Below are 16,961 nucleotides of genomic sequence, written 5' to 3' on the forward strand. Positions count from 1 at the left end.
GGTTTACTCCGCAGGTTCGGTTGCTGCTCCGGGTGAAAGGCGATAGACGAAAGGCGCGTCCGCTTTGGCGGCATGTTCGTTCGCCTGATCCTGTAATGCCTGATGATGGGGCGACTTGATGCAAACAGGATCGGTGGCGCTTGCGTCTCCGACAATGGCCATGGCCTGACAGCGGCAGCCACCGAAATCTATGGTTTTTCGCTCGCAGGACTTGCAGGGATCTGCCATCCAGTCCGTCCCGCGATATGCATTGAACGCGGAGCTATAGTACCAGATATCCGCTAGCGCTTTGTCCTGTACCCGATCAAATGTCAGTTGCGGAATGGATTGCGCCGCATGGCAGGGCAGAACCTGACCATCCGGTGCCACGTTCAGCCCGGTGGTGCCCCAACCGCCCATACATCGCTTGGGATAGTCATCATGATAGTCCGCCGGGACATAGTCGATAACCAACTGTCCTTTCAGGCCTTTTCGCGCCTCGGTTACCAGCTTGGTCACTTGCTGCGCCTGTTCCCACGTGGGCATCAAAGCATCCCGGTTCTTCAAAGCCCAGCCGTGGAACTGCACCGTTGCAACCTCAATCCGTCGCGCGCCCATCTCTTGTGCCAGTTCCAGTGCGCGTGGCAGTTGGTGCGCATTGTGGCGGTGCAGGACAAAGTTCAGGGTGAGTGGGAACCCGATCTGTTTGATCCATTCGACCGTCTTCATCTTTCGGTCAAACCCGCCCCGGTAACCGCCCACCTTATCCGCCATCACCGCGTCAGTGCCTTGAAGAGACAGCTGGATATGGTCCAGGCCGGCCTCATCCAACTCATTCAGGCGACGTTCGGACAGGCCGATCGCTGAAGTGATCAGGTTGGTATACAGCCCGGCCTCACGCGCGGATTTGACCAACGCAACCAGATCGCGGCGAGACGCGGGTTCGCCACCAGAAAGGTGCAATTGCAACACACCAAGAGCAGCGGCTTCTTGGAAAACACGTGCCCAAGTCTCGGTATCCAACTCGCTGTCGAGCTTCGCCATTTCAACTGGATTGGAGCAATAGGGGCAGGATAGCGGGCAACGATGTGTCAACTCGGCCAGCATTGCGATTGGGGGTGGGGCTTTCGCTTGCATCAAATCACATCCAGAAATCGCCGCGCCCGCAGGGCATCCAGAAAACCAGAACTGTCTTCGGCGATCTGATCTTTCGGGGCGTTGTATTTTTCCGACAATATCGCTGTGATTTGGCCAAAACTGCGCTGGCCGTCGACTTCAGTCAAAATCGCATGCCCAACCTGATCCAACGTCACGGCCCTTTCTGGTGCCAATAAAACCCATTTATCCCGTACGGAATCGAAATGGATGCGCACACCACGCGGGAGCAATGGGACCTCCTGCGCCAGCATCACGATGCCCGCCGCATCAGAAGACCTGTGTCCGGTTTCCAGGCTCCCGGTGGAGTGCGGGCGGGCTCGACATAGGCACCCCACAGGGCATCCAGTTGTGACCACAGAACATCTGTCTTGAAAATTAGAGCCTTGGCCGCAGCATCCTGCTTTTCAGCAGAATCCGAATGATCCAATACCCACGCCAGACCAAAAGCCACGTCTTTCGGGGCTTCTTTTAGGCGATTGCGGAAATAGGACAAGGATCTGTCATCCGCAAAATCGTAGTGTTGAAGCAGACCCTCAATCCTGCTGGCGTGAATTTTCGGCGCAAAAAGTTCCGTAAGCGAAGCCGCAACGGCCTCAAGCAGCGTCTTTTCGCGGACAAATCGCACATAGGCATCCACCGCAAATTTGGTGGCAGGCAAGACACCCTCGCACGAGGCGACGTAGTCCGGATTAAGCCCGACCGCCTCGGCCAGCCGCAACCAGCGCCGGATTCCCCCCTCGTTCTCATCGGTGCCGTCATGATCTTCAATCCGTGACCGCCAGGCGCGGCGTAGGGCCGGATCTTCGACCCGAGACATGAAGGCGGCGTCTTTCATCGGGATGGAATGCTGGTAATAATACCGGTTGATCACCCAGGCGCGGACTTCATCGGGGGTACATTGACCGCCGTGCAGGCGATGATGAAAGGGGTGCAGGTCGTGATAGCGCTCGGCCCCGATCTGGCGCAGCCGGGCTTCAAATTCGTCGCGGCTTTGGGTCATAGCGTGATCTCCATTCCATCCTGACCTATCGTCCAGCCTTTGGCGCGCGCCTGCGTATTCTCGGCACTGTTCGGGCGCAGAACCGGGTTGGTGTTGTTCATGTGGACGAACACCTTGCGTCCGATCTGCATATCAGCAAAGCCAGCAATCGAGCCCTCGGGACCGTCCATCGACATATGCCCCATACGTTTGCCTGTTTTCTGGCCCAGGCCGGCCCGCACCATCTCATCATCCTGCCAAAGCGTGCCATCAAAAAACAAAAGGTCGGCCCCTTCAAGCTGCGCGCGTAGTTCTGGCGTCAATGCAGCGCAGCCCGGGATGTAATAAGCCGACTTTCCTTGCGTGTGCAGCGCTACCCCAACGGTCTGTTCGCCGACCAGATCCGTTTGGACATGCTCCCCCTCCAGATACAGAGGCACTTTTCCAGGCACAGGAAACAGGGTCGCAGTGAGATTTGTAACCAGTTCAAAGGGCTCATTCAGCAAGATCGGCCTGCGTTTCACGACTGAGGCGTTCAGGGCATCGAAAATCGGGTTTTCTGCAATCACGTCATGAATGCTGTTGGTGGCAAACAACGTGAAGGGCTGCATTTCACGCAACGTGAGCAGGCCGGCCACATGGTCGATATCCCCGTTTGTCACCAGCACCGATTGAACCGGCATCTCTCGCAACCCTGTAGGAAACAGGAGGGGCGTATTGCCCAGCTGTAAGCGAATATCCGGAGAAGCGTTAAGAATGGCCCAATTCTGGCCATCGGGGGACACGGCGAGCGACGATTGCGTTTGCGCGGGAATTTCTCCGCGTCGTGCAAGATTGCAGTTTTCGCAACCGCAGTTCCATTGCGGAAGGCCGCCGCCAGCAGCGGCCCCAAGTATTATTGCGCGCAACGTCATCTAGTGTTGGCGCTTGCGGCTGATCAGATCAGGCCGCCACCGCGCTCATCATCATGATCGGGGCCGTACATATTGATTTCCATGCCGCACTCGATTTCGCGGATAACAGGTTTGCTCCAAGCCATATCGGGGTCCTCCTCCTAAGATGTGCTTGCAATCAATGTGGCAGGTCTCATGCGCCCGTGCGACTCTTAATTCATAAGAAGGAATTAGACTTTGGTCGGTACTCAGGTGTCATCCAACAACGGAGCAACCCCTTGAAGGCAAAAGCCTTGATTGCGTATCGTTATGATTTCAAAACCAAAATCATCGGATGCTAACTTTTTGCGCAGATAGCCTATGTAGACATCGACCACATTTTCATTACTGGATCCCTCCTGCGACCAAAGCGTGTCAAACAACTCACCGCGTGAGATCGGTGATCCGGCTTTGCTGTTGAGCAGCATGAGCAGATCGAACTCGCGTTCAGTCAGCGCGATGCTAGTCTCGCCGATAGCCAGGGTTCGATCTTGCGCCGATATCCGGGCAGGATCCGGGCGTTGCGAGAGCACCCGTTGTTCCTGCACCTGTAGCCGGGCGACAAGTTCGTCAAAGCTGAAGGGCTTCACGACATAGTCGTCAGCTCCGGCCTCAAGCCCGGCGGCGCGATGATCGACGTCAGAGAGGGCCGACAACATCAGGATAGGAATCGCGACACCAGCTGTGCGCGCAGCCCGAACCAGTTCGATACCACTGTCTGCGCCCAGCATGACATCAACAATAGCACCCGAGAATTTACCGCTCTTCAATCGCTCCAGCCCTTGATCAGCGCGGTTCTCCGCTTCGGCTGAGTAGCCGTGCAGCGACAGGCCCCGGACAAGTGCTGAAGCAATTTTTGGGTCGTCATCAATGATCAGCAATCTCGAAGCCATGGGATCACACTAAGTCTCTGCCAACGGCAATCGAATGCCGACATTTGTACCGGCATTTATGCCCAAGGCGCGTTCACGCGGGACTGGGCTTTCTATCGAGATCGATCCTTCATGCGCCTCGACGACCCATTTGGCCAAGGCCAGCCCGACGCCAAATCCCTGACTGTTTGTTGCTCCGCTCTGAACAAAACGTTCAAATATCTGATCTTGGGCACTCTCAGGAATACCTGGTCCGTTGTCGGTTATCTGTATCTGAACATTCCCGTCCGCTGATTGACCAGAAATCGACATTGCTTTGCCATCGCGTGCGTGCCGGATCGCATTGCGCAAAAGGCTGAGTAGAACCTGACGCATCCAGCTTGGATCGCAATGTAATGTACATTCCGAGAATTCGCCCGCTTCTAACCGCATGCTGGCGCTGTCGATTTCAGGCTGAATGTCACTCACAACGGTTTGCATTAACGCGCGCAGAGCAATATCGCGCAGTTCCAAAGCCAGTTCCCCGCTTTCAGACCGCGCAACACGCAGCAAATCGTCGATGCGCTGGTTCAGTTTTGCAGCACTGGTTTCGATCGTTGCCAAAGCCTCTGGCGCGGTCTGGTTGTCCCGTTGCCCAATCTGGGACTCCATCATGATTACCGTCAGCGGTGTGCGTAATTCGTGGCTGATATCAGCAAAAAAGCGGCGGCGGTTTTCATCAATCCTGGTCAAAGTATCGTTCGCCGCGCTGAGTTCCCGGGTCCGCTGAGCAATCGTCTCATTCAACTGGGCCCATTCTGCCTCAACCTCATCCTGACGCTGCTTCAACGCGGCTGCCATGCGGTTGGTCTCGCCATACAATTGGCCGATCTCGTCGTTGCGGGTTTCTGGCAGCGAAATAGCAAAGTCGGATTTGCCGACCTGAACGGCCGCGTTTCGCAACCGGTCTAGACGAGAGAATTGTGGTCGCACCAACCCAAAGTAAAACCATGCTGTGCTGAGCAAAGCAAATAGCGCAAGCGCCATTGCGACCCAGGTCAGCGTCAGGCGGGTCCGTTCGATCCCGGCCAATATCGCGTTTCGAAACAACACCTCTGTATTCACGGCCTGGCTGAGCAAGGGATCGAAGGCGGATGCAAACGAGTCGATTTGAGCGCGCAACCGTGCCTGATCAGCCTCTGTATCAGCAAGCCCGTCCAGCGTATTGGCCAGCAGCGCCTCCATCCTAGCCAGACCCAGGGATTGGGTTCCGTACCGGGATTGTTCGTCCAGCCCAAGCGACTGAACGGCGGTTACGGCCTCCTCCACATCGGATCGAAGTTGCAGAAAAGTTGTCCCGATCTGATCCCGGATCGGGGACAGGCGATCCAGTCGGGTTTCGGTGGATTGACCGATCTGGATTGACTCGGTGGCGATCACAAGAAATGTGGCGGTCTGGGTCGACAAAGTGGCATAGCGCGCCATCCGGGTTTCTGAGGCCAACGCGGTCTCCAGACGGTTGGCGATGGTTTGCATCCCGAAATAGAGGATGGCTGCCGTCAATAAAGTGCCTGACCCAAGCACAACCGCCCCAAGACCTAATCGGGTTTTGAGAAGCAGGCTGCGTTTCGTGGTTTCGGGCTGGGTCGTCATGATTTCCGCTTCATCAGACCACGTGCCGGATCATATCCCCATACGGCAATCGTGCACAAAACGACCGTGGACCCAAGAACCCAGATTAAGGCCCCCCAATTGATCTGCAGGTAAAGCAGGAACCTGATCAACTCGACCACATGCGTGAAGGGATTGAAGGCACAGATATCTCGCAGCAAAGGAGAGCTTTCGGCCATTTTCCACAAGGGGTAGAGGGCCGAGGACAGAAAGAACATCGGGAAGATGACAAAGTTCATCACTCCGGCGAAATTCTCCAGTTGTTTGATGAAACTGGACAGCACTAGACCCAGCGCACCCAACATTAAACCACCCAGAAGCAAACCCGGCAGCACTGCAACATAGCCGGGCAGGGGCAGGACAATACCAAAGAGCGCTGCCAGTGTCAGAAATGTATAGACTTGCAAGATGGAGATCGCAGTTGATCCCAGCAGGCGGCAGAACAACAGCCACCAGCGCGGGAACGAGCTAGTCAGCAACAGGCGCATCGAACCCATCTCGCGGTCATAGACAAGGCTGAGCGAGCTTTGCATCCCGTTGAACAACAACACCATCGCACATAGGCCGGGTACGATATAGGTCTCATAGGTGATGTAGGTCTGATAGGGTGGGATGATCGACAGGCCGAGGGCCGCGCGAAACCCTGCTGCGAAGATCAATAGCCACACCATTGGCCGGACCAGAGCCGCAAGAAACCGTTCGCGTTGATGGATGAACCGTAGAAACTCGCGCCCGATAATGGCACGTGCGACACCCCAGAACCCGCTCATGCCGGGACCTCGGTTTGGGACAGGAACCAATCGGACAGCGTTTGATCACCTCGTAGGTCGCGTGTCTGTCCACGGGCCAGAATCTGACCGCGATGCAGCACGAGCAACTGGTCATCGTCGCGCACTTCATCAGTGAGGTGCGTGGCCCAAAGAACACAAAGTCCTTGCGTGGCCAGGTCGTGCACATGGTCGGTGATCGCCTGCCGCGCTGCGGCATCAAGCCCTACGGTTGGCTCGTCCAATAGCAGCACTGACGGGTCATGCAGCAGGGCGCGCGCCAACTCCATGCGGCGGCGATGGCCTCCATTCAAATCACGCACCCGTTCCCCGGCGCGTTCCCGCATGTTCAACCGGTCCAGCGCCGCGTCGATCCGTGCAGGAACCTCTGAGCGCGGTAATCCGTGCAGGGCGGCGAAATAGGTCATGTTCTGATATACGGTCAGACCCAGATCCAGAGTTGGTTGCTGAAAGACCACGCCAAGTTTGCCCAGGGCCTTGCGGGGGGCTTGGCGCAGGTTGCAACCCGCAACACTAATTTCGCCGTCTGGTGCCACAAGCAATCGTGTCAGCAGTGATACCAGCGTCGATTTTCCAGCCCCGTTCGGGCCGAGCAGTCCGCAGAAAGTTCCTGCTGATATCTCGAAAGAAACGGCATCCAAAGCTGCTTTGGTGCCATAATGAAAGCTTAACTCGAGTACGGCGAGACCGGGATTGGCTTCTGCCGAGTGCCGCGTGTTTGACATTCTTCCTCCGTCCCGAGCCGTAGGGCTTGACCGCAGCTTGCAATGTCGGCTCACGTTTCTCAACCTTCCTGTCTGGGGTGTGACCGCGACTTAAGTATGTGAAGGGTCACGGATATGTTATGTACCCGTACAGTGGTGACGCAGTAACATCGGCGTCAGATTAATGAGAAAGGGCCGCATGTCCTTAAATCGGCGCGATGCACTGCAGGTGAGCCTTGGGGCATTGTTATGCCTTGCCTTGCCCGTACGCGCGCAGGATTTGGTGGCTTTGCCGAACGTCGCGACGCTCGAAGAACTGATCGCCAGTTTTGCCGGTAACGCGCCGGCTGCGGACAGCGGTGTCTCCATTGATATGGAAGCTATTGCAGAGGATGGCTATCGCGTACCGGTAACCATTGACGCTCCCTCGGCAGAGGAAGTCATGTTAATCGCGCCCGGCAATCCGGTTCTGCCGGTTCTCAGGGTTCGGTTTGGGGCTCTGGCTGGTGCGCACTCTATTTCAACTCGCATGCGACTGGGACAATCCCAAGAGATATTAGCTCTAGCGCGTATGCCAGACCGCAGTATTCACCGTGGTACACGGGCGGCTTTGGTCGTCGTAGGCGGTTGCGCATGACAGAGGAGTTGTGACATGGCTACAGGCGTCAGAACCCGCGTCAAGCTCCCCAAACAGGTCCGCGCTGGCGAGGTGGTCACGATCAAGACCCTGATCACCCATCGTATGGAATCCGGCAATCGTCTTAATTCCAATGGCCTGCCTATCCCCCGGTCGATCATTCATCGTTTTCGGTGTGAATTCGAAGGTGTACTGGTCATCGAACTCGACATCGGCCCCGGCATTTCGACAAATCCGTTTTTCGAGTTTCAGGCGATTGTTCCAGGGCCCGGCGTTTTTACTTTCAGTTGGTTTGACGATGACGGTGCGATCTACACCGACAGCCGCGCGATCTCGGTCGTTTCATGATGCCGACGGGAGTGGTGGTTTTGATTGTAGGTGTAATTTACAAGCGTTGTACGTTGAATGATCGTGGAACAAAGATGAGGAAGGCCATCCTCAGCACCTGCATCTGTTTTGGCACATTGCCGATCGCCGAGGCAAAGGCAGACGCAGAAGTCGGAGATGTCGAACTCGGTGCGTATCTGTCTGCGGAATGTGTGACCTGCCATCAGGCAAATGCCGAGACGGACGGTATCCCACAGATTGTCGGACTTGATCCCTACACCTTTGTGGATGCGATGCTGGCGTATAAGACCAAACAGCGCGAACATCCGATCATGCAGATGATGGCTGGGCGTCTGAACGTTGAAGAAATAGCAGCGTTGGCGGCATACTTTAACGCGCTGGAGTGAAAACAGCCGCAGAGAGGGGTTCAGATGACGTGGAATAGACGCAAATTTCTGGGTGCTGCGACAGGCGCTTTGTCAGCGCCGGCAGTTCTGGCGGAAGGTAGCGGAAAGCCCCGGGTCGTCGTTATTGGCGGCGGCGCTGGAGGGGCCACTGCAGCGCGTTATATTGCCAAGGACAGCGATGGTGCAATCGATGTAACCCTTGTCGAGCCGTCACAGGTATATTTCAGCTGCTTTTTTTCAAATCTCTACATCGGGGGACTGAAATCGATCGATGAGATCGGACATACTTACGGTGCGCTTGCTGCAAACTATGGGATCAACGTCATCCATGATTGGGCCGTTGCGGTCGATCGGGTCGGTAAAAATGTGACTTTGGCAGGTGGCCAAGTGCTGCCCTATGATAAGCTGATCCTGTCACCGGGTATCGATTTCGTCGAAGGGTCCGTCCAAGGCTGGGATCTATCAGCGCAAAACAAAATGCCCCACGCCTATGAGGCCGGTTCTCAGTCTCAGCTTCTACGTGCCCAGATAGAGAACATGCCCCAGGGTGGGGTGTTTGCAATGGTCGCGCCCCCAAACCCCTATCGCTGTCCACCCGGTCCATACGAGCGTATTTCGATGGTGGCGCATGTTCTGAAAACCACCAACCCGACCGCTAAAATTATCATTGCCGATCCGAAACCGAAATTCTCTAAAATGGCGCTATTCGAGGATGGCTGGGCTACGCACTATCCGGGCATGATCGACTGGATTGGTGAAGATTTTGGCGGCAGAGACGTATCGGTCGACCCGGATCAGATGACGCTGGTGATTGACGGTGAAGAATTGGCCGTTGATATCTGTAACGTTATTCCTGCGATGAAAGCCGGGCGTATTGCCGAGATCGCGGGTGTTACGGATGGCCGATGGGCTCCGGTGAACTCAGCTGACATGTCCTCAAAAACAGACCCGGATGTTTATGTTCTGGGCGATGCCAGTCAGCAGGGCGATATGCCAAAATCCGGGTTCTCGGCCAATTCGCAAGCCAAGGTCTGCGCCAATGCCGTCCGCGGTGCGCTGACCGGTTCACGTATGTTTCCGCCAAGATACGCAAACACATGCTGGTCATTGATTGCCGTAAATGACGGCGTCAAAGTCGGCGCGACATATGAAGCAACTGAAGAAAAGATATCGCGTGTTGACGGCTTTATCAGTCAGGTTGGTGAAGATGTTACTCTGCGCAAGACAACCTACGAAGAATCCGAGAATTGGTACGCCGCCATCACAGGGGATATGTTCCGCTAGTGGTTTTGTTTTGGAATTTGTTGACAGTTACTGAGTGCGGCAGTTCTGATTACTGATCGACACGGATTGGACAATTCAGAATCGCGTAAGTGAAATTATGTAATCTCGCGCCTCGGCGCATATTTCAGAAACGAAGCAGCACGCATTCAACCGGATTCAGAGATACCTGGCCCACACGCATTGATCTCGGTTGCATCCGAGCTCTTCCAGGAATCTGTTGGCATCCAGATTGAAGTCTTTGGCGAGGTCTTCGATTTGAACCGCGCGAAAGCTCTCGAGATTCCGTACCGTTCGACCGTCTTCAAAGGCAATCAACTCGTGAGACCTGCCTGACCAACGCACGATCCCGCCGCAGAGCGTGCGTCGTTCGACATCGACCAATTCAGCGACAGGGTCCGCAAAAAAATCCGTCCATTTGAGAATATACACCGACCACACCAGAAGAGTTGGATGTCGTCATCGATCTGGTTGAAAGTTCGTACACTTTCATCACCGGAAACACCTTGGGTTAAGCCTGTTTGCCCGAAAGTCTGCGGTGACGCCTGCTTCCTTTAAGAGTGTTGTTTCAACCGCCTTGGTTTTAGCAGTCAAACTCTTTCTTACATTGTCGCCGTGGCGGAGCGCTCAATACGTTCAAGCCATTCGCATCAATGGTAGCTCCCGTCCCGTGCAGTTGAATTAGTAAAGCTCAGCGTCGAAGGTCCGTTTCGGGCTGCCATCGGTCACAGATGAAGAGAGCAACGGGCTGACACTTTCAGAATGGATATTGCAAAGTGGACCTTTGTGAGTATCGCGAAACGCGTTAACCAATTCACCTTAATTCTAAGTTTCGCCAACCGATAACGTAGTTTGTTCGGTCAATATCTCTCGACTCTAGTTTTCGAATTTGAAGGCTTAGCAAAATGCCCAGGTACAAGTTTTGGTCACAAAAATCTATTCTTCTGTTAATTTTGGTTCAGAGGAATTGGTTTAGCTAAAAGGATCACATCGACTGATGAAGCGGAAAATTGCTGCGATCCTAAGCCTCGATGTCGTCGAATATACCAAGCGCATGTCAGAGGATGCTGAGACCACGCTGAACACTCTACAACGCATTTTGGACGATGTGATCAGACCGTTCGTCCATGAAAACAAAGGACGAATATTCAAGCTGATGGGAGATGGTGCTTTGGTTGAGTTTGTTGCAGCCACTGACGCAATTAATGCTGCCAGCCAGATTTTCAATCAGATGAGAGATGAAGACGTAACACTTCGAGGAGGTCTCCACGTTGGCGACGTAATGCCAAATGGCACAGACTTGTTCGGAGAGGCCGTGAATGTTGCGTCGCGCCTTCAGTCCAGCGCGCATATTGGAAGTTGTCTCGTCAGCAAGACAGCTGCTGAAGTTGCGGGAACTTCGCTGGCGGTTGCTTTGCGACCAGAAAGCTCGATACGGTTGAAGGGAATTCCAAATCCAGTTGAAGCCTACTCTATTGATTTAGATGGTGACAAAAGACGCGCAAAGAACAAGCTGCTGGCTAGCTCTCAAGACGTCCGCTTTGCAAAATCAAAAGACGGTACAACGCTTGCCTGGACATCCACTGGAAGTGGTAGAAAGTTACTGGTCACACCAAACTGGCTTAGGCATCTGGAATACGATTGGACGATGAACACCATCGCCGGGTGGTTGCCGCTGCTTTCTGAAAATCACTGCCTTTATCGGTTTGATGGTAGAAACAATGGCTTGTCCCAGCGCGGCGTGCAGGATGTGTCTTTGAATCGAATCGTCGAAGATGTTGAGGCCGTGCTAGACGCAGCCGGGATCGAAAAAGTTCCATTGTTTGGTATATCTTTTGGGGCAACCATTGCGGCGGCTTTTGCCGCACATAATCCTGACCGTGTTTCGGGGTTGGTTCTACTCGGTGGATTTGCACAAGGACTCGCGGTGCGTTCACAGCCTGGAATTGCCGCTCTTGGGCAAGCAATGATGGATATGAGTCTTGAAGGCTGGAACGATGAATATCCTTCTGCAAGAGACTTGATGGCCCAGTCTTTTGCTCCAACCGCAAGTCCGCATGACCAGCGCACTTATGCAGAGTTTATGAAAGTGGCAATGGACCATCAGGATTGGCTCAAGATTGGACCACTGGTCGCAGGGGTCGACGTAACCGATCTACTTCCGCGGATCACCTGTCCGGCTCTTGTCATGCACGCTAATCGAGACAGGATGCACAGTGTTGAACAAGGTAGGATATTCGCCTCCGGCATCCAGAATGCGCGCTTTGTTGGCCTTGAGACAGCAAACAATACGATGCCAGAGTATGATCCTGCCTGGCCTAAAGCCCTAGTGGAAATAGAGCGTTTTTTGAATTCAATTTGAGCAGTGTACGTTGTTCATCGCCAAAACTTTATTGTTCGAAGGTAAGAAGATGCCGTACGCCCTTTGATTTTCGATACTTGAATTTGAAAACTCTAAGCTTCTCGTCATCGACCGCTTTGTCCTGATCTCGGAAACTGCAAAGTCTTGTTACGAATGTCCGGTTTGGGCTGGTTGCGGTCAACCATGCTCATCGCAGAGACTGATAGTACATGGTTCCGCAGAGCAGTGTTGAGGAAATGCTTATCCGGGGCGCTTTGGTTCCTAGCAGAAGAGGCGCTTAGAAGAAGCGCGCACTACTACAACGACAGTCGCCATATAGGATATCTTATATTAAGTATTGGGTAATGGCGCCAGGTAAGCTGTTCTAGCGTACTGGGTCTGTATCGAGTTTGCCCCTGAGATCATCAACCATATCTGAGAAGCCATCATTCGAGGCCTCCTCGGGCATTAGACCAGCTCTTCGCCGGCGTTCGACCTCGGCCATTAGTTCTTCCTTTGTGGCTGTCTCAACCACATCACATCGAAGAGCTTCGATCTCGTCCGCTGTCCACGACTCAAATTTGTCAGCGTAGAAGCCCATCGAATACGGCTGGTCATCAGAAATCTGTTTAACCACCGCATTCCAATCATCACTCTGGTTCGGTTCCTTTTCTACCCTCTCATTTAGTTCGCGGATAGGCTTGCGGATCATCGGCAGCAGCTCGGCCTGAACGCTTTCTTCACCTACACCAGTCCCTGCAAGCCAAGACGCGTCAATATCCCTCAACACCCGAATGTCTCATTTTGAGTTGTGCTGCGTACTTTCTCGCACGCGCCAGCACCAAATCGATACCTCTCAGAACTCGTCGATTGTTAACGGGCTGTTTTCGCCGCTTGGCGGGGAGAAGACAAATGTTCGGCAAGAAGATGATCGAACTTATCGCTCGCGTTTGCCCGTAAACTGAATCCCTCTGATAGGGCTTGAAATTCGCGCATCTAAATGCACTTTTGATTCAGATTTGACGCTTGTAGTTGGCTGATTTGCACGACGACCACCGACGATTTTGTGAGTTCTCTATGTCGTGCAAAAGTATGGGCATATCGTGCAAAACTATGCGCAAAAAGAACGCAAGACTTTGGGAGAGGACTCCGTAATTTCTACATGAAGTTAATGTAAGGAATGCAGTGCTATGCGCGTCCCTACATTTTCTGGATATCCCCGATATGCGTTTTGACCCATTCGGCATCGTAGTAGGTGTCCAGGTACCGGTCCCCGCTGTCACATAGCAAGGTAACGATTGACCCCTTCCGGTTGGCTCGCGTCATCTCGTTTGCAATTTGCAGCGCGCCCCACAGGTTGGTACCTGTCGAAGCGCCTGCGCGTCGTCCAATCTGCTTTTCAAGCCACAGCATCGTGGCTACGCTTGCTGCATCAGGTACTTTGATCATCCGGTCGATGACATCCGGTTGAAACGAATGTTCAACCTTGGGCCGACCGATACCCTCGATCCGGCTGGATGTATCTGAGGTCAGGCTACGGTCTCCGCTCAGGTAGCTGTCATAAAATACTGAGTTCTCCGGATCGACGACCGTAAGTTCGGTATCGTAGCCCTTGTAACGAATGAAACGACCGAGCGTTGCAGATGTTCCTCCGGTGCCTGCGCTCATAACCAGCATCGTGGGAACCGGATGTGGTTCCAATTCCATCTGGCGATAGATGCTTTCCGCAATGTTGTTGTTTCCGCGCCAATCGGTGGCACGTTCAGCATAGGTGAACTGATCCATGAAGTAGCCGCCAATAGATTTGGCCAATTCGACGGATGTTCCGTGCATTTCGGGCGCTGACTCCACGAAATGCGTTTGTCCGCCATAGAACTCGATCATCCTGATCTTGCTGTGTGCGGTACTTTTCGGGATCACCGCGATGAAGGGAACGCCGATCATGCGCGCGAAATAGGCCTCGGACACCGCCGTACTGCCGGATGAGGCCTCGATGATGGTTGTGCCCTCTTTGATCTTGCCGTTGCACAGGGCGTATAGGAACAGGGACCGGGCCAACCGATGTTTCAGGCTGCCCGTAGGGTGTGTGCTTTCGTCTTTTAGATAGATGTCCACCCCAGTCAGGTGCGGAACCGGCAGTTTGAACAGATGTGTATCCGCCGACCTGTGCGCATCCGCATTGATCTTGGCTATGGCACCTGCGACCCAATTGTCCATTTGACCCTCATTTCATAGCTTGGCCCAGTTCAATTATGCGTCCGCCCACTTACAGATGGCAAATGGGCGGGACCCGTTGCGCGATGTCAACCGCAACACGCACCCGAATTGGGTTGCTTGGGTTCACTGGGGACCTCGTTCAGATTGGCTCCGCGACCCAGCCACGTTCGCTCTGCCAGATAGAAGTCCGAGAATTTCCTGAGAAAATCATCCGGAACCGATTTTTCGGGGATTCCACTGCCCAGTAGCGTCTGCTGCCAGGCTTTTACTTTCGGGTAGTCGGCGAGCATATCGTAGCCTCTGTGATCCTCTACAATGGCTGCGCGATGCAGAAGGGGTAGCCAAGCAATATCCACGTTTCCAAGGGTCGCACCCGCGAAATACGGCCCTTGCCCTAACTGCCGTTCGACCTTTTCAAAGGATTTCCTGAGCTTCGCGATACGTTCGTCCAGCACGCCTTTGTCTGCGCTCTGCATTGTGCTGCATTGAACCAAATAGTGTTTGGTCGCCTGATAACTCCAGGCCCGGTTGATCGCGCGTTTCTCGGGCGTCAGATTACCCTGAAGCGGGGCGGTGATTTCGTCGATGTATTCAACGATTGCATCGGATTCGAATAACGGCTGGCCGCTTTCAGTTACCAAAAGCGGCACCTGACCGGTTGGCGAGATGTCCAGAAACCATGCAGGATTGTTCTTCAGGTCGATGTACTCAATAACATAAGGAACGTGCTTGGCTTCGAGCAGCGCAGTGACGCGCTGAACGAAGGGGCAGATTTTGAAACTGACGATCTTGATCATTGGTATAGTCCTTCTTACTTGATCCGACCTGTAAGACGAATGGCGGAGCAAAAAGACGAGCGTTTTTGGGAAGAATCTTTCACCGCATTGTTATAGAATGTTTTTTTTAAAAATGGTGCACAGTGATGGCGCAAACAGAACCTGATATTCAAAGTGTTTGGTCGGAATACCGGGCCAGCCTGTTGGCCTTCCTTCGTTCAAAAGTTTCGAACCAGGAAGACGCTGACGACTTGTTGCAGGAAATCCTGTTGAAAGCCCACCAGAGCATGAGCGATCTCGGTCAGGTTGAAAGTCTCAAGGCGTGGCTGTTTCAGATAGCAAGCAATACGATCGCTGACTTCTATCGGCGCAAAGGACGGCGTAGGCCCGTTCACCCGGATGACCTGTGGTACAATGAACTGGATAAAGATGATCGGCATATTCTGGAAAACTGTGTAGCGCCATTCCTAGATGCTTTACCGCCCGAAATGGGTGACCTTCTGCGCAGGATTGACCTGCAAGGGGTGTCACAGAAGAACCACGCCGCCGAACTCGGGGTCAGCTACTCGACGCTCAAATCCCAAGTGCAGGCCAGCCGCCGACAACTGCGAAAACTCTTTGAGGATTGCTGCAGTTTCTCTTTAGATGCGAAGGGCAACATTGTAGGCTATGAACGTAAAAGGGATAGCTGTGGACCGTGCTGAAATGAGCGCAAAAATGGATCGGCGCTCGGTGATGCTGGGCGGTGGGTTTTTGGGCATGGCAGGCTTGTTCACACCAAAGATGGCGGATGCCTCGCCTGGCTTTTTTGTCCCACCGGAAGAAGCGCCGCATCAGCGGACGTTCATGCAATGGCCGGTGAACCGTTATGTACATCCAGATCGCGCGTTCCTCGACATGACCCAGCAAACGATTGCAGATATCGCCAATACTATTTCTGCCTTCGAGCCTGTGACCATGCTCGCAGCAGCCGAAGATCACGCGGGGGCTCGGTCCAAGCTCTCTGCAAGCGTTGAGCTTTGGGATATCCCGACTGAGGATCTTTGGTGCCGGGATGCTGGTCCTATTTTTGTCGTTGACGGCGCAGGTGGCCTTGCCGTCAGCCACATCCAGTTTAACGGTTGGGGTGAAAAGCAGGTGAACGCGCGAGACAGCCAGATTGCGCAGCGTGTCGTCGAACGGCTGGGGCTTAAGTTATTACCCACCGGCCTTCGAGGCGAGGCAGGCGGGGTTGAGCAGGACGGTCACGGTCTACTATTGGCTCATGAAAGTTCTTGGGTGAACAAGAACCGCAATCCCGGACTTTCCCGCGACGAAATCGAGAGGCGCTTGCTGACGGCATATGGCGCGGACCGCATGATATGGTCTCGTGGGGTGTGGGATGAGGATATCACCGACTACCATATCGATAGTCTGGCACGCTTCACCGGCGCGGGTCGTGTCCTGATCAACCTGCCCGACGAACCGGATCCACACGATCCGTTCCATTCTGCTGCCTTGGAAACCTACGATGCGCTGGTTGGGCATGGTTTGGACGTCGAAGTCATTCCTGAACCGCATTTCCGTCGTGTTGAGAGTTACGATTTCGTAGCGTCCTACGCGAACTTCTACGTCTGCAACGGTGCCGTGATCGCAGCAGAGTTCGGTGATCGAGAAACGGATCAGATCGCGCGAAACGCTCTCGCACGACTGTACCCTGGCCGCGAGATTGTCATGATGAATGTAGATCCTTTGGGTGAGCTGGGCGGCGGCATCCATTGCGCGACTCAACAGATGCCTGAAATATGATGAAGCAGCTTGGTTTTCGACGGCTCCGGCGACAAGCGCTCCGGTCGGCGTACAGATCAAAAACCCATCTTCATGTTCATTCTCTGTCACAAGAAGAATGCCAGCCTTGATATCCATGACGCATT

General features: G+C 54.0%; 20 protein-coding genes. 7 read left to right on the forward strand and 13 right to left on the reverse strand.

Annotated elements, in window-relative coordinates:
* Nucleotides 1–3: 3 nt before the first annotated feature.
* The 9 genes from pqqE to ACR0JA_RS11420 form a co-directional block, all read right to left on the reverse strand.
* On the reverse strand, nucleotides 4–1,116 hold the full coding sequence (pqqE, locus tag ACR0JA_RS11380; RefSeq protein ID WP_480574323.1) for a pyrroloquinoline quinone biosynthesis protein PqqE: 1,113 nt from the start codon (nucleotides 1,114–1,116) through the stop codon (nucleotides 4–6).
* Nucleotides 1,116–1,388: a pyrroloquinoline quinone biosynthesis peptide chaperone PqqD gene (pqqD, locus tag ACR0JA_RS11385; RefSeq protein WP_480574326.1), complete on the reverse strand. Its 273-nt coding sequence runs from the start codon at nucleotides 1,386–1,388 to the stop codon at nucleotides 1,116–1,118. Before pqqD ends, pqqE begins: the two co-directional genes overlap by 1 nt.
* Complete coding sequence (pqqC, locus tag ACR0JA_RS11390; RefSeq protein ID WP_480574329.1) at nucleotides 1,388–2,137, reverse strand: pyrroloquinoline-quinone synthase PqqC; 750 nt, start codon at nucleotides 2,135–2,137, stop codon at nucleotides 1,388–1,390. Before pqqC ends, pqqD begins: the two co-directional genes overlap by 1 nt.
* On the reverse strand, nucleotides 2,134–3,030 hold the full coding sequence (gene pqqB / locus ACR0JA_RS11395) for a pyrroloquinoline quinone biosynthesis protein PqqB (RefSeq protein ID WP_480574332.1): 897 nt from the start codon (nucleotides 3,028–3,030) through the stop codon (nucleotides 2,134–2,136). Before pqqB ends, pqqC begins: the two co-directional genes overlap by 4 nt.
* A 23-nt stretch (nucleotides 3,031–3,053) precedes the next feature.
* Entirely contained in the window at nucleotides 3,054–3,155 is a 102-nt protein-coding gene (gene pqqA, locus ACR0JA_RS11400) for a pyrroloquinoline quinone precursor peptide PqqA (RefSeq protein WP_085823998.1), read from the reverse strand.
* 102 nt (nucleotides 3,156–3,257) lie between these two features.
* Nucleotides 3,258–3,941: a response regulator transcription factor gene (locus tag ACR0JA_RS11405; protein WP_480574335.1), complete on the reverse strand. Its 684-nt coding sequence runs from the start codon at nucleotides 3,939–3,941 to the stop codon at nucleotides 3,258–3,260.
* A 9-nt stretch (nucleotides 3,942–3,950) separates the two neighbouring features.
* Nucleotides 3,951–5,552 (reverse strand): sensor histidine kinase, encoded by a 1,602-nt coding sequence (locus ACR0JA_RS11410; protein WP_480574338.1) that lies wholly within the window; start codon nucleotides 5,550–5,552, stop codon nucleotides 3,951–3,953.
* Nucleotides 5,549–6,340 (reverse strand): ABC transporter permease, encoded by a 792-nt coding sequence (locus ACR0JA_RS11415; RefSeq protein ID WP_480574340.1) that lies wholly within the window; start codon nucleotides 6,338–6,340, stop codon nucleotides 5,549–5,551. The genes ACR0JA_RS11410 and ACR0JA_RS11415 overlap by 4 nt, the downstream gene beginning before the upstream one ends.
* Entirely contained in the window at nucleotides 6,337–7,083 is a 747-nt protein-coding gene (locus tag ACR0JA_RS11420) for an ABC transporter ATP-binding protein (RefSeq protein WP_480574343.1), read from the reverse strand. The genes ACR0JA_RS11415 and ACR0JA_RS11420 overlap by 4 nt, the downstream gene beginning before the upstream one ends.
* A gap of 178 nt (nucleotides 7,084–7,261) precedes the next feature.
* Here ACR0JA_RS11420 and ACR0JA_RS11425 point away from each other — a divergent pair, with 178 nt between their 5' ends.
* The 4 genes from ACR0JA_RS11425 (at nucleotide 7,262) to ACR0JA_RS11440 (ending at nucleotide 9,717) form a co-directional block, all read left to right on the forward strand.
* Nucleotides 7,262–7,699 (forward strand): thiosulfate oxidation carrier protein SoxY, encoded by a 438-nt coding sequence (locus ACR0JA_RS11425; protein WP_480574346.1) that lies wholly within the window; start codon nucleotides 7,262–7,264, stop codon nucleotides 7,697–7,699.
* 15 nt (nucleotides 7,700–7,714) lie between these two features.
* Nucleotides 7,715–8,047, forward strand: a complete 333-nt coding sequence (gene soxZ / locus ACR0JA_RS11430; protein ID WP_480574349.1) for a thiosulfate oxidation carrier complex protein SoxZ — start codon at nucleotides 7,715–7,717, stop codon at nucleotides 8,045–8,047.
* Nucleotides 8,048–8,121: 74 nt separating this feature from the next.
* Entirely contained in the window at nucleotides 8,122–8,433 is a 312-nt protein-coding gene (locus tag ACR0JA_RS11435; protein ID WP_480574352.1) for a c-type cytochrome, read from the forward strand.
* Between the two features lie 24 nt (nucleotides 8,434–8,457).
* Nucleotides 8,458–9,717 carry an FCSD flavin-binding domain-containing protein gene (locus tag ACR0JA_RS11440; RefSeq protein ID WP_480574355.1) on the forward strand — a complete coding sequence of 420 codons (1,260 nt, stop codon included), beginning with the start codon at nucleotides 8,458–8,460 and terminating at the stop codon, nucleotides 9,715–9,717.
* A 156-nt stretch (nucleotides 9,718–9,873) separates the two neighbouring features.
* On the opposite strand, the gene ACR0JA_RS11445 is transcribed toward ACR0JA_RS11440, so the two are convergent.
* Nucleotides 9,874–10,146, reverse strand: coding sequence for a hypothetical protein (locus ACR0JA_RS11445; protein WP_480574358.1), 273 nt, complete (start codon nucleotides 10,144–10,146; stop codon nucleotides 9,874–9,876).
* Between the two features lie 565 nt (nucleotides 10,147–10,711).
* Between ACR0JA_RS11445 and ACR0JA_RS11450 the strand changes: the two genes are divergently transcribed.
* Entirely contained in the window at nucleotides 10,712–12,076 is a 1,365-nt protein-coding gene (locus ACR0JA_RS11450; RefSeq protein WP_480574361.1) for an alpha/beta fold hydrolase, read from the forward strand.
* A gap of 364 nt (nucleotides 12,077–12,440) precedes the next feature.
* Here the strand turns inward: ACR0JA_RS11450 and ACR0JA_RS11455 are convergent, their stop codons facing one another.
* From ACR0JA_RS11455 to ACR0JA_RS11465, 3 genes are all read right to left on the reverse strand, one after another.
* Nucleotides 12,441–12,842 carry a hypothetical protein gene (locus ACR0JA_RS11455; RefSeq protein WP_480574364.1) on the reverse strand — a complete coding sequence of 134 codons (402 nt, stop codon included), beginning with the start codon at nucleotides 12,840–12,842 and terminating at the stop codon, nucleotides 12,441–12,443.
* 413 nt (nucleotides 12,843–13,255) lie between these two features.
* Nucleotides 13,256–14,272 (reverse strand): PLP-dependent cysteine synthase family protein, encoded by a 1,017-nt coding sequence (locus ACR0JA_RS11460; protein ID WP_480574367.1) that lies wholly within the window; start codon nucleotides 14,270–14,272, stop codon nucleotides 13,256–13,258.
* 86 nt (nucleotides 14,273–14,358) lie between these two features.
* A complete protein-coding gene (locus tag ACR0JA_RS11465) occupies nucleotides 14,359–15,069 on the reverse strand; it encodes a glutathione S-transferase family protein (RefSeq protein ID WP_480574370.1) in 711 nt (236 codons plus the stop codon).
* A gap of 125 nt (nucleotides 15,070–15,194) precedes the next feature.
* Here ACR0JA_RS11465 and sigZ point away from each other — a divergent pair, with 125 nt between their 5' ends.
* Together sigZ and ACR0JA_RS11475 are read left to right on the forward strand one after the other, a co-directional pair.
* Complete coding sequence (gene sigZ, locus ACR0JA_RS11470) at nucleotides 15,195–15,752, forward strand: RNA polymerase sigma factor SigZ (protein WP_480574373.1); 558 nt, start codon at nucleotides 15,195–15,197, stop codon at nucleotides 15,750–15,752.
* A 13-nt stretch (nucleotides 15,753–15,765) separates the two neighbouring features.
* The gene (locus ACR0JA_RS11475; RefSeq protein ID WP_480575147.1) at nucleotides 15,766–16,836 is read left to right on the forward strand and encodes an agmatine deiminase family protein; all 1,071 of its coding nucleotides are present in this window, start codon (nucleotides 15,766–15,768) and stop codon (nucleotides 16,834–16,836) included.
* The last annotated feature ends 125 nt before the right edge of the window (nucleotides 16,837–16,961 follow it).

It is taken from the genome of Ruegeria sp. AM4 (assembly GCF_056540665.1).